The following is a 12700-nucleotide window of genomic DNA, read 5'->3' as shown; positions in this document are numbered from 1 at the left end:
ACAGGATTGAAGCTGATCGACAAACTCGCCTGGATCGAAATCCGGGACGGTAAAATACTGAGTACCCGCAGCAAGGGCAGAACCAAATACTATTTTCCTGGCGGGAAACGCGAAGCGGGCGAGAGCGACTTCGAGGCACTGTCGCGTGAAATAAACGAAGAGCTCAGCATTTCTCTGATCGAGGCCAGCACCCGATTTCTGGGTATATTCCAGGCGCAGGCCGATAGCCATCCGGATGGAGTGCAGGTGCAAATGACCTGCTATACCGGTAACTATACAGGCAAAATTGCCGCTGCCAGTGAAATAGAAGAAGTGGTGTGGTTTACCTATCAGGACAGAGAGGCCGTGTCGCCTGTTGACCAGATCATTTTCGACTGGCTGAAAGAGCGGAAGCTTCTCCAGTAACCTACAGCACTTTCTAAAACTTCCCCCACCAGACACAGCTTCTCCCCCGCACTTGCCGTACATTTGCGGTATGCTGCAGGAGTTGAGACAATTTTTCAGGAGTACCGACTTTGTAAAGGCGCTGGTGATCACCTTTGGTGCCGCTGTGCCTGTTTCGCTGGGGCTATGGCTTGAGCAGGTGCCCTACTTCCTAAGCGTCGCCATGGGTGTTGTGCTGGCTTCGGGGAGTGATGTGCCGGGCAGCCGAAAGCATAAAACCGTCGGCATCCTCGTATCGGCTGCTATTGTCGTGTTGGCCAGTATAGCCATTGGCCTGGCATCGGTGAGTCTATACCTGCTGCTCCCGGTGCTGGCAGTGCTGGTGTTCACCATCTCCTTCATCTCTGTTTATGGCTTCCGGGCATCGTTGGTATCGTTTGCCGGCTTGATGGCCATTGTGCTGAGTTTTGTGCACGCGCATACCGGTGCCGACATTTTTATACACGGCCTGCTGCTAGGGGTTGGCGGTCTGTGGGCCCTGCTGCTTTCACTTGTCTTCCATTCGCTGCTGCAAAGGCGACAAACCGAAAACCTGATCATTACCTGTCTGCGGCAGACAGCCCGTTACATACAGCTGCGTGGCAAGCTGACAACCGAGAGCCCGGACCAGGAGGCGCTGCAGAAGGAACTCTACAACCTGCAGGTGAAACTAAATGAGACGCACGAGGCCTTGCGCGAAGTGCTCCTGCACGAAAGACAAAGCTCCGGCACCTCCAACTACCACCGCAAGCAGCTCCTGATCTTTATTGAGCTGATCGACATCCTGGAACTATCGCTAGCCAACCCGGCCAATTATGAGCGGGCTAGAGCACTGTTCGGGCAATCCGTCAGGGTGCTGTTGCCTTTCATTAAGCTGGTTTTTGAATTGTCTGCCAAGCTGGACGACCTGGCCGACAGCATGCAACAGGGGCTTGCCCTGTCAGCAGAGAAAGACCTGGAGCCCTTGCTGCAGAAGTGCAACGACAGCATCCGGCAATACGTGGAAGAACTGAAACTGCCCCAGGCCCGGGAGGGGGCGCTCCTGCTCCACAACCTGCTGGACTACGAAGAAAAGCTGCTGCAAAAGATCACCTCCATCGAGCGGGTATACCTGGACCTGGAGGAGCAGCAAAATATTGGCCTACAAAACAGGGAAAGACGGCAGTTTATCACCCAGCAGGATTATGATGTGCGGATCTTACGGGATAACTTTTCCCCTGAGTCTCCCATCTTTAAGCATGCCGGCCGACTGACCATCGCGATGCTGCTGGGCTATGTGCTGGGCATCATCTTTCCGATACAAAACGCTTACTGGATCCTGCTCACGATCGTGGTCATCCTGAGGCCCGGCTATACCTTAACGAAGGAGCGGTCGAAGCACAGGCTTTATGGTACTTTGCTTGGTGCCGTGATAGCAGGCGCGGTGGTGCTTCTGGTGCAGAATGTATACCTGTATAGCGTGCTGGCGCTGGTTTCGCTGGTTCTTTCTTTCGCTTTTGTGCAGCGAAACTACCGCACCTCCTCTATTTTCGTAACTACCGGCGTTATCTTTATCTATGCCCTCATCTCTCCGGATGCCTTCGACGCGATCCAGTTCCGGGTGATCGATACCCTGACAGGCGCTGCCATTGCTACACTAGCTATCTCCTTTTTGTGGCCTTCGTGGGAGTTGCTAAGCATCAAAGGAAATATTGTGAAGGCCCTGCACGCCAACCGCAGCTACCTGGCCGAGATAGACAGGTATAGTCATCAAAAATCGAAGAACACCACAACCTACAAACTCGCCAGAAAAGAAGCCTTCCTGCAAATGGGCAATCTGAATGCGGCTTTCCAGCGGATGAGCCAGGAGCCGAAGTCTGCGCAGCAGAAGCTGATGGAGATCTATGAGATCGTCGGTCTGAACCATACCTTCCTGGCGGCTGCGGCTGCGCTGGGCACCTTTATCCGGGACAATAAGACTGAGGCTGCCTCGGAAGACCTGCACCTGATCATCAAATCGATAGACGCCAACCTGGCACAGGCGCTGCAGACCCTGCAAGAGGAGGCAGAGGCAGAAGAAGTGATGAAGAAAGAGCTGGTGGAAGCTTACGACCACCTGGAGGGCAGGTATAACGAACTGGTTGCCATACGCACCCGCGAGCTGGCCGGCGCCACGTACAAGCCCATCGCCCCCGGCTTCCTCAAAAACCTGAAGGAAGCCCGCCTGATTTCGGATCAGCTGAAGTGGCTGCACACCATCTCCGGTAACCTGAAGCATGCGGTGGAGGGACTGGCCTGAGGTTTGTGAGCTGCCTTTGCTCTTACGTATAAAGGGGCGGCAATTCAGGCACATTTCCCCTATCTTGCGTTTAATTATTATTAAAACAAATAACACCCATGCCCCACCAACCCCACTACTCCCCCATGGCCCGGCAGTTGTTCGGCCAGTTCCTGGACCAGGAAATAGACCGCGACAACCTGATCGGGCGTTTGCAGGAAATGGAACTGCAGCTGCAGGCGGATGCCGACGAGGAAAACGAGGACGAAGACGAAATTGAAAGCACTCGGTCGCTGCGCATCCGCATTTTTGGAGGCGACACATTGGGCATGAGCATCAGCGAGATAGAGCAGGACCTACAGGAACCCACCCACCCCAACGCCCAGATTCTGATGCGGGGAATTGCCTTCGGTTTGGCGGAAGATGAGCTGGAGGTGCATTACGAATAAAAAAATTACGTACCTTTATTCTATACCTTAAATCTATACCTATGGCAAAGTCACAAGACGCAAAAAAGGATGTAAAGAAAAAGCCGGCCAAAACTCCAAAGGAAAAGCAGGCGGCTAAACTCGAGAAGAAAAAGAAAAGCTACGACTAACACATACGCCCTGTCCCACTAGGCAGGTATACCCACACTATTTTGAAAAGCAGTAGCCATAGCGGTTGCTGCTTTTTTGTTTTCCGTAATGCCCGATGCTATACCTAAAATTGCGTGGCTTATTTATATAGCATATATTTAATATTTATACACTACACCCATTTTCAAACCACACCGCTTATGAAGCAACTTTTACTTCTTGTCATTTTTCTTTCGCTCCCATTCGTCCCTGCTTTCGCACAGTTAATTGAAGAACTGGATGAAATGCCACCACAGCAGATACAGCTGGAAATGTACTACACGCTTATCGAAGAGAAAGGGAAATTTGGCCTCGCTGATTACGATGGAAAGGTCGTAGTGCCCGCCAGGTATACCTCCGTGGCGTACAAAGGATATGAGCCTCACATCAGAGTGGAACTGGACGGAAAATTCGGGCTCATGGATACGGAGCAGAAGCTGCTTCTGCCGATCCAGTACAGCAAACTGGAGGTATTCTTTCAGCGCACCGATGTATTCTATGTGGAGTACCAGGTGGAGGGGAAGCGCAAAACGGATATCATCACGGAAACAGGGAGCAGCATCCTGCCGGCAGGGGCCGTATTACAGGGCTACCATGGCGCTGAGATCATGATCACGGTAAACGGCAAAGAAGCTCTGATTGACGGAGAAAGCGGCTCCTACTTGCTCAAACCAATTTATGACAGTGTGGACAGCCAGGGCCCGCGCTACCTGGTTTGCCAGAACGGTAAATGTGGGTTCATCGACAAAAAAACACACGAAGTGCTCGTGCCGCTTATCTACGATGACGAGTACACTTATTACAGAAACGGCCTGGTCATCCTGGTGCTGAAAGGCAAAGCGGGTGTAATGGACGAGCAAGGAAATACAGTGATCCCTTTTGAGTACGAGAAGATCAGTTCGGGGAGCGACAACAAGATTTTCAATGTAAGAAACGCAGCTCAGAAGGAGGCACTGTTTACAGCGGAGGGCAAACAGTTTACAGCCTGGTACGACTACATTACAGATGACATCGGCAAGCAGTTCTATTACTACCGCCAGGATGGTCCTGCCAAAGACCAGTATAAGTTTGGGTATGTAGATAAGTCGGGAAAAGACTTAACAGGCCCCGTTTTCGATAAACCCGTTATGTTCTATGCTTCTGACAACTGCATTGAACTGAAGAAGGACGGCCAGACCGTATACCTGACCAGGGAGGGGAAAGTAGGAACGAAAAAGTGTGATTAATTGAAAGAAAGGAAAGCCGTATACCTGGAAACAGGTATAAAATAACACCGGGTATACCTTCTGTTCTGGCTGATCCAACTATTCCATGGCTGCAGCATATATTTCTGCTTCCAGTCGGTTGAAAATACAGGACAAGCTGTATATTTACGTAGCGCTATACCTCGCTGTTTTTTAGCCCCTTACCAGCCTATGAAGCAACTTTTACGTCTGTGTTTTGGCATTCTGTCGTGCCTGTTACTTGCCTGCGATTACAGTCCCTCGGGCAGCCACTTTGAAGAGATCAACCCCAACCAGCAGGTTCTGGCTGATATCACCCTGACCGATCAGCAGGACACCATTTTTGTGCGGGGCGACCTGAACCTGTATTTTAACGTGTTTTTGCCCGACCGTGAGTACTATGGGCACACGCTGGAGTTGGGTGATCAGATGCTCTCGAACGGGGATAGTAAAGGGGGCGCCTATTACTTTCAATCCGAGAAGTATAGCGATGGCTTCCACACGCTCAGGTATACCGCCTACATCCGATCGGGTACCGGCAGTCTGGCCGACAAGTACAGAGCCGAGGCTATTCAGGTATCGCGTACCTGGGTTGTGCAGATCTACAACAGCGCTCCTACTGCTCCCGCAGTCACACACATTGCTCCTGAAGACGGTCAGTTGCACATCACATCGGAGCCTTACACCGGCCTGCTGTTCAAGAGCATGGACCTTGTCAGGCAATTGTCGGATTTTCCGCCGCACATACTGGCAAGCACTACCGACCCGAACACAACTTCCTGGACAGACGATAACTATATCGGTGGCCCGGTAACCTATTGGATCGTGGTGCACCTGGATGAGAAAAAGTACTCAACGGGCACCGCAGGAACCGCCGCCTCCTACCATTACCCAATGCCTGCCATCCTGAAGGCATCTTATGAAGTGGACAACCAGGTGAAGATCACGTTCAGCTCGACTCCTTTCAAGAGCTTTAAATCCTATGTGCTCTCGTCAGACATGGGGTTCTTTGAAACCTATGACAGAAATGATACGGTAGTTACCTTTCCAGACCCTGGTTTCGGGCGCGACCTTCCAAGCACGCTAAGGACTTATACCAAAGCGTCGTTAAGTTATTACGATAATTGGTATGCCTCCTACAACACCATACCTGGTCGCGGCACGGCCTGGGGGCCTTTTGAAGATGCCACCATCCTGCGCAGTGCGGCCACAGACCGCTTCCTTATCTGGCAGGCGGGCACGCTCTATCTCTATGACGCCGCCGCTATGCGCGTGCTGCAGCAGCGGGACGTGAGCTACCAGTCCATGGATCACGGGCTGGCGAAGAGTGCCCTGTCCGTGGACGGCCGCTATGCCTATATCGTGCTGAATGATGTCATTCACAGAATCAGCCCGTCGACACTCCAGACGCTTGAAACCTACCAACTGCACGACCTGCTCCCCTATACCGATTACAACAGTTTCGGCATTGGTGTGAGCAACAACCACAGGCTGATGATCGCGGCCCAGAACACAGCCACGGGTATGGACACTGTCTACCTGGTGGACATGGAGCGACGCAAGGTGCTGACGCGCATCGGCAAAGAGATCGGGGCTGCCTACAGCGAACTCAGTTCGGATGGGCGGGCCATGCGGGTGAGCCAATCGATTTACCTGGAACAAAGCAATGGCACCTGGCAGGATCAGGCCCACGTTACGCAGGATACATATGCCTTTGCTTTTCACCCGACCAAACCGCTGTACGCCTACAAAGAAGGGCAAAAGATCACGCTCTATTCAACCATAACCGGAGCCCGGCAAAAGATCATAACGACCGAGAAAGAGCTCTTTCAATATGAAATAGACGCAGGTTCGAGCCACCTCTTTGGGTACGAAGAAAAAATGGCCCGCGACCGCAACCTGTACGTCTACAACCTTGACACAGGGCAGCGACTGCGCAAGCTGAAACTGGCAGACGGTGTTATTGCCTTTGTGTACAAAGACCGGATTTTTTCTCACGAGCGTTTCATCCAACTATAAGCCATGCGACACCTTCTTCTTACATTGCTGGCAGGTATACTGCTGACTGGTTCCGCACTGGCGCAAGGCGGTTTATATGTGTCGCCGAGGTTGGGCTATGGCACATTTCAGATGTCGCTGATGAAAGAGTTTCAGCAACGCATCATCTACGAAACGCAGGTAAACGCCCTGGCAACCGATAGCTTCAGCCCTTATTTTCAATATGGACTGGGCATCTCGACAGATCTTACGGAACTGACCAGGGTCGGGACATTTATAGAGCGCGGCTCTACTGGCGGGCGTGTGGCTTACGAGGATTATTCGGGCGAGATCCGGGTAGACAACCTGGTAAATTATACCGCATTTGGTTTCCTGATCAATACCCGGAAGCCACTTGGCAACAGTGGCATCAGTGTGATGGGTGGTATAGAAGTGAATGGCTTTTTAAGCAGGCTGCGCATGTTGTCCTACAGCCGTATTTATGACACACGTGATTCTTCGGAGAGTGATTTCAACTCCTTCGGTTTCGGAGTGAAGCCATACATAGGACTGCAGCGCCCCTTCTTTAACATGCCGGTAGAGTTGTCGGCAGGTTACCTGGCAGGCATGAACGGACCTTTTCACCTACCCGGTCAGCAGGATAGCTACCTGACCCTGAACAACTCAGATAAAAAGCTGAAGCCCGACTGGAACGGCCTGCGTATAAACCTGACTATTTCTGTTCCGATCATGAAGTAGCGCAGCGGCCTTAGCGGTGATCGGTATACCTGTTGGCAGGCAAGGCCTCCTGTAGCATTTCGATTTCACCTGGTTTGAGTCTGGCAGCCTGCGCAACCAGCAGTGCGTCCTCCAGCTGTTCCTCCGTGCGAATACCCAGCACTGCCGCACTAACCGCCGGGTGGTGCAGGGTATAGCTCACCGCTACCTCAGCGGCCTTGCGTTCCGTACCTGCCAAAGTTCGTATGGACTCGGCCGCCTGCTGCACCTGCTCTAAGGTATAGCCCAGGTATGGCTTGGCTTGTTTTCCGGCCAGCAGCCCCTGCGCCAGACTGCCACGAGCCAGCACCCCTATACCTTGCGCCTGCAGCAGTTCCAACACTTCCTCCTCGGGTCTGCGATCGAGTAAACTGTACTGCAGCATCACGCTCGCGATGTGGGATCGCTTCACAAACTCCCGAATGACATTAGGCCGGATAGATGAGATGCCGTACTGCCGGATCTTGCCCTGTTGTTTGAGCAGCTCGAAGGCTTCGATGGTTTCCTCGATCGGGTCGTTGATGGTGCCGCCGTGCAACTGGTAGAGGTCGATGTAATCGGTTTGCAAACGCCGAAGACTCTCTTCCACGGCCTGCAGGATGTAACTTTTTGTTGGATTCCAGTCCCAGCCGCTCCCATCCGGTCGCCACTGGTTTCCGACTTTGGTCGCAATGATCACCCGCTCGCGCATTCCGGCAAACGCTTTTCCAACCGTTTCTTCGTTAGCCCCTTTGTCGTACAGGTCAGCTGTATCAAAGAAGTTGATCCCCCGCTCCAGCGCCCGGTGCAGGAGCCTGTTATTTGCTGCTTGGTCATTGCCCAACGACATACAGCCAAAGGCGATTTCACTGATGCGCAGGTCTGATTTACCTAGCTGTTTGTAGTTCATGGTGGTTGAGATTTGGGTGCTTGATTACTATAGCGTGGTTGATGGGAGAAGGTTGGGGAGAAACCTCCCCATGCCCCTCCTAAAAACAGGAGGGGATTTTTTGTCAGAATCAGGATTTGTAGGATTATTGGACTTGCAGGATTCCCGTGCACGATTGTCATCCTCCTTCAAAGGGGGACTTTTCCAGCTACTGCTTTCCTGTCTGTCATCCTGAAAGGATCTTGGTTGAAATAGAGGGCCCCTACCCCCGGAGGTTAAGCAGTTGCTATGACCACACCCCTGCCCCTCTCTTTAAAGAGGGCCCTACCCCCAGAGGGGAATCTCCGGCTATTGCTCAACTATAGGTATAAGCTTTATAGTTGCAGCAGAGCTCTTACGCTATACCGGGTCCAACCACCCCTAACCCCTCCTTATCTAAGGCGGGGAATTTTTAACTGCTATTTTACAGATATAGACTTTGTAGTCGTAGTTTCATCTGCACGATTGTCATCCCCCTACTCCCTTCGAAGGGGTGCTTCTGACGCTGCCAATTCATAGGTTTAAGCGCTGTAGCACAGACTACTGGCAGTTATAGCAAGAGTAACTTGCACTTGAGCTATGAAACACATCACCTGAGCCAGGTACACAAAATGACTATCCACTGTTTGAGCGTTCAGCGAGTTTGGATAGTCTTGACTTTTTTGCCTACTTTTTGTGTCAAGACAAAAAGTAGGGCCCGCCCGGCTAGGGCAAGCTATAGAACAAAACAGTTTGCTATACCGATAGCAGCAGCTACGCCAGGTATAGGTATAGGCATACCAGACAAAGGGGCCAGAGGCCCCACCATAGCCGTCACGAGCGTGGACGCTCGCGCCATTACAGGAGCAACCGCTACGCCAGTTACAACCCGGCCTAAGGCACAACCATAAGTTACATTAAACCTTTACTTACATCGTACCTGATATTACAAAACTTCAGTAATCCCCATATAAAAACCCGCATTATCAATATAGAGAATAACTAATTTTCCAGAATAAAACGTAAGTTTATACCACCAACACAAACACTAAACCTAACATGAGTCAATTAACCATCAACAGCCTGGAGGAACTGGAATCGTACCAGGGGAAAGAATTGGGCGTATCGGAGTACCACACCATCACGCAGGAGCAGATCAAGAAATTCGCAGACGCTACCCTCGACCATCAGTGGATCCACCTCGACGAGAACCGCGCCACCATCGAAACCCCCTTCCGGTCAACAATCGCACACGGCTACCTCACAGTATCGTTGCTGCCTTACTTGTGGGGACAGATCGTGAAGATCGGGAATGTGAAGATGCAGGTGAACTACGAAATAGAAAGTCTACGCTTCAACCAGGCCGTGACCGTGAACAGCCGGGTGCGTTTGCGTGCTAAGATGCTTTCTGTTAAAAACCTGCGCGGCATTGCCAAAACCCAGATCGAAGTTACCCTCGAAATCGAGAACAGCCGTAAACCTGCTTATACCGGCGTGGTGACTTTCCTGTACCACTTTAACGACTAACCGGCCCTTTGGCGGGTCACCCAGACAGATAGCTTATGAGTTCTTTAGCAGTAGAAAAACTTCGCGCAGCCTTCCCGGCTTTGCAGGAATCCGGTGATAAAAAGCCATTCATCTATTTCGATGGCCCCGGTGGCACCCAGATGGCGCAGCAAGCGATTGACGGGATGCTGGCCTATATTACGGGTGGCATGGCCAACCTGCACGGCGCCTTCCCGACCAGCGTGGGCACCGACAACCTGCTGCTGGAAGGCCGCAAGGCGATGGCGGATCTGCTGCATTGCGCTCCGGAGGAGGTGGCTTTCGGTCAGAACATGACGACGCTGGCCTTCAGCATCGCCCGAAGCCTGGGTAACTTCTTTTCTTCTGGCGACGAAGTAGTAGTGACTGAAATGGACCACCGCGCCAATGTGGACCCTTGGGTTACGCTGGCTGCTGACAAAGGCGCGAAAGTTCGGTTCTTGGAGCTGAACACCGAAACCTATATCTTGAACCTGGATAAGCTGGATGAATTGATCACCGAGAAAACGAAGCTCGTGGCGGTGGGGATGTCGTCGAACGTGACGGGAACGGTGACGGATGTGAAGCGAGTGATTGCGCGGGCTAAAGAGGTGAATGCGATTGTAGTGCTGGATGCCGTACATGCCGTGCCGCATCTGCCCATCGACTTCCAGGAACTGGCTTGCGACGTGCTGCTCTGCTCAGCTTATAAGTTTTTCGGTCCGCACATCGGTATAGCTGTCATCGCGGCTTCGCTTTTTGAGAAACTGCAGGTATACAAACTGGCCCCTGCCCCACAGCAGATACCCGACAAACTCGAGACGGGTACGCAAAACCACGAAGCCATTGCCGGCCTGATCGGAGCTATCACATTTATAGAAAAGCTGGGCGAAGGCAAGACCCGAAGAGAGCGGCTGACATCCGGTATGCATCGTATCGAAGAGCACGAGCAACAACTGACGGCCCGGCTTGACAGTTTCCTGCGCCAGGTGCCTGGTCTCATTCTATACCGTGCTCCGGAAGGAATCTACAGAACACCAACCTTCGCCTTCACACTTCCCGGTATCAAAGCCCGCGAGGTGACGAGCTGGTTTGCCGAACACTACAGCATGTGCATCGCCGACGGCCACTTCTACGCCAGCACCATGGCCGACAAACTTGGCGTAAACCCCATGGGCGGCTGGGTGCGCATTGGCCTGGCGCCTTATAATACCCTGGAGGAAGTAGCCCTGTTTGAGCAAGGGTTGCGGGAGTTCATCGAAACAAAAGTGAGCAGATAAGCCATCTACTACTTTATTTCAAAAGAACTCTCGTTGATCCCCAGCTTATTTTTAGAGTGCAACTCCACGGGGAAGCCCCAGAGATAGCGAAGGTGCGCCATGGTCTGGCGGGCGCTTTTGGTTTCGAGCTTGCGATCCTTCTGCATGTAGTGCGTCAGGTATAGCTTGCTGGTCTGGTGACGGTCTACGCGGGTTACCTGGATGTTAGGGATGTGGCTGGAGCGGTCGTACTGCGCTGCCAACTGCTCGCGCACGCGACGGTAGCCTCGTTCATTGTGAATGGCACCTATCTCAAACTCAGGCTCTCCTTCGTTGTCAATGATCGTAAACAGTTTCATGTCGCGGATCACTTTTGGAGAGAGGTACTGCAAAATAAAACTGTCATCGCGGAAGTTTTCCATCACGTAGTGCACCTGGTCCAGCCAGTTTTTGCCGATGAGGTCCGGAAACCAAATCTTGTCTTCCTCAGTCGGCTCCTGGCAGATACGCTTGATGTCCATGAAAATATTGAAGCCCAAGGTATAGGGGTTGAGCCCGGAGTAGAACTTACTGTTGTATTCCGGCTGAAAAAGCACGCTGCTGTGACTTTTGATAAACTCCAGCATAAAGCCGTCGTTGAGGTAGCCCTCCTCAAACATCTTGTTGATGATGTGGTAGTGTACGAATGTTGCAAAGCCCTCATTCATGACTTTGGTAGCACCCTGCGGATAGAAGTACTGCGACACCTTGCGGACGATGCGCACCAGTTCACGCTTCCAGGGTGGCATGGTCGGGGCGTATTTCTCAATAAAGTACAGAATGTTTTCTTCTGGCTCCTTTGGGAAGCGCCCCTCGTCCAGAGTACCTATTTCCAGTTCGGCTGTGCTTTGGGGCAGGGTGCGCCAGAGTTCGTTGTAGTTTTCGTGCCGGATCAGCGTGAGTTTCTTCAGACGTTCATTCTCCTCCAGCGCCGACAGCTTTGAGGGTTTCCGGTACTTGTCGACGCCATAGTTCATGAGCGCGTGTGCAGCATCCAGCACTTTTTCTACCTCCTCTTCGCCGTGCTCCTCTTCGCAACGCAGCACATACTCCCGCGCAAAAGCCATGTAGTCGACAATGGAATCGGCTGAGGTCCAGTCTAGAAACATGTAGTTATTTGCAAAAAAGGCATTGTGTCCCTGGCAGGCGTGAGCGATCACGAGCAGCATCATGCAGGTGGAGTTGTTCTCCATATTGTAGCTGATGCAGGGGTTGGAGTTGATCACCAGTTCATACGAAAGCCCCATGCGGCCCTTGGTATAGTTGTTCTGGTTAAGCACGAAGTCCTTCCCAAATTTCCAGTGCGGGTATGAGGTGGGAAGGCCCGTGAGCGCATACGCGTCCAGCATCTGCTCTGAGGTCACGACCTCGATCTGGTTCGGGTATATTTTCAGTTTCAGATACTCCTGCCCGATCCGGCTGATCACCTCGTCCGCCGCCTGCAGCGTTTCATAATCCCAGTTCGGATCACAAAACATCGCCCGGTATTTTTCTTTGTCTGTCATGGTGCTTGATGTATTTTTTGTCTGAATCTTCATATAGTGCCCCTACCCCCAAAGGGGAATTTATCTTCTCTGTCTGTCATCCTGAAAGGATCTTGGTTGAAGGGAGTCAGGCAGTTGCTAAAACACACCCTTACCACTTTCGGAAGGGGGATTCTCTTGATTACCAACTCTCAGGTACAGGCACTTTAGTTGGCCGTATACCTGTACCAGCTT

General features: G+C 52.1%; 11 protein-coding genes. 8 read left to right on the top strand and 3 right to left on the bottom strand.

Going from position 1 to position 12700, the window contains the following annotated elements:
- Nucleotides 1-6 precede the first annotated feature (6 nt).
- The 6 genes from C8E01_RS13450 (at nt 7) to C8E01_RS13425 (ending at nt 7256) form a co-directional block, all read left to right on the top strand.
- The gene (locus C8E01_RS13450; RefSeq protein WP_116543961.1) at nt 7-405 is read left to right on the top strand and encodes an NUDIX hydrolase; all 399 of its coding nucleotides are present in this window, start codon (nt 7-9) and stop codon (nt 403-405) included.
- Nucleotides 406-457: 52 nt separating this feature from the next.
- Nucleotides 458-2701: an FUSC family protein gene (locus tag C8E01_RS13445; protein ID WP_243409568.1), complete on the top strand. Its 2244-nt coding sequence runs from the start codon at nt 458-460 to the stop codon at nt 2699-2701.
- Between the two features lie 98 nt (nt 2702-2799).
- Nucleotides 2800-3129, top strand: coding sequence for a hypothetical protein (locus C8E01_RS13440; RefSeq protein WP_243409567.1), 330 nt, complete (start codon nt 2800-2802; stop codon nt 3127-3129).
- Between the two features lie 329 nt (nt 3130-3458).
- On the top strand, nt 3459-4523 hold the full coding sequence (locus tag C8E01_RS13435) for a WG repeat-containing protein (protein WP_116543958.1): 1065 nt from the start codon (nt 3459-3461) through the stop codon (nt 4521-4523).
- Nucleotides 4524-4712: 189 nt separating this feature from the next.
- Nucleotides 4713-6539 (top strand): YncE family protein, encoded by a 1827-nt coding sequence (locus C8E01_RS13430; protein WP_116543957.1) that lies wholly within the window; start codon nt 4713-4715, stop codon nt 6537-6539.
- Nucleotides 6540-6542: 3 nt separating this feature from the next.
- Nucleotides 6543-7256 carry a hypothetical protein gene (locus tag C8E01_RS13425; protein WP_243409566.1) on the top strand — a complete coding sequence of 238 codons (714 nt, stop codon included), beginning with the start codon at nt 6543-6545 and terminating at the stop codon, nt 7254-7256.
- Nucleotides 7257-7266: 10 nt separating this feature from the next.
- On the opposite strand, the gene C8E01_RS13420 is transcribed toward C8E01_RS13425, so the two are convergent.
- On the bottom strand, nt 7267-8163 hold the full coding sequence (locus C8E01_RS13420) for an aldo/keto reductase (RefSeq protein ID WP_116543956.1): 897 nt from the start codon (nt 8161-8163) through the stop codon (nt 7267-7269).
- A 733-nt stretch (nt 8164-8896) separates the two neighbouring features.
- Nucleotides 8897-9019, bottom strand: a complete 123-nt coding sequence (locus C8E01_RS22080) for a hypothetical protein (RefSeq protein WP_262509645.1) — start codon at nt 9017-9019, stop codon at nt 8897-8899.
- A 200-nt stretch (nt 9020-9219) separates the two neighbouring features.
- Here C8E01_RS22080 and C8E01_RS13415 point away from each other — a divergent pair, with 200 nt between their 5' ends.
- Nucleotides 9220-9687, top strand: a complete 468-nt coding sequence (locus C8E01_RS13415; RefSeq protein WP_076666409.1) for a MaoC family dehydratase — start codon at nt 9220-9222, stop codon at nt 9685-9687.
- A gap of 35 nt (nt 9688-9722) precedes the next feature.
- Nucleotides 9723-10964, top strand: coding sequence for a cysteine desulfurase-like protein (locus tag C8E01_RS13410; RefSeq protein WP_116543955.1), 1242 nt, complete (start codon nt 9723-9725; stop codon nt 10962-10964).
- An 8-nt stretch (nt 10965-10972) separates the two neighbouring features.
- On the opposite strand, the gene C8E01_RS13405 is transcribed toward C8E01_RS13410, so the two are convergent.
- Entirely contained in the window at nt 10973-12487 is a 1515-nt protein-coding gene (locus tag C8E01_RS13405) for a SpoVR family protein (RefSeq protein WP_116543954.1), read from the bottom strand.
- Nucleotides 12488-12700: the final 213 nt, after the last annotated feature.

The organism is Pontibacter virosus (assembly GCF_003096355.1).
GTDB classification, from domain to species: domain Bacteria; phylum Bacteroidota; class Bacteroidia; order Cytophagales; family Hymenobacteraceae; genus Pontibacter; species Pontibacter virosus.
This window is presented reverse-complemented; position numbering and strand designations above follow the sequence as displayed.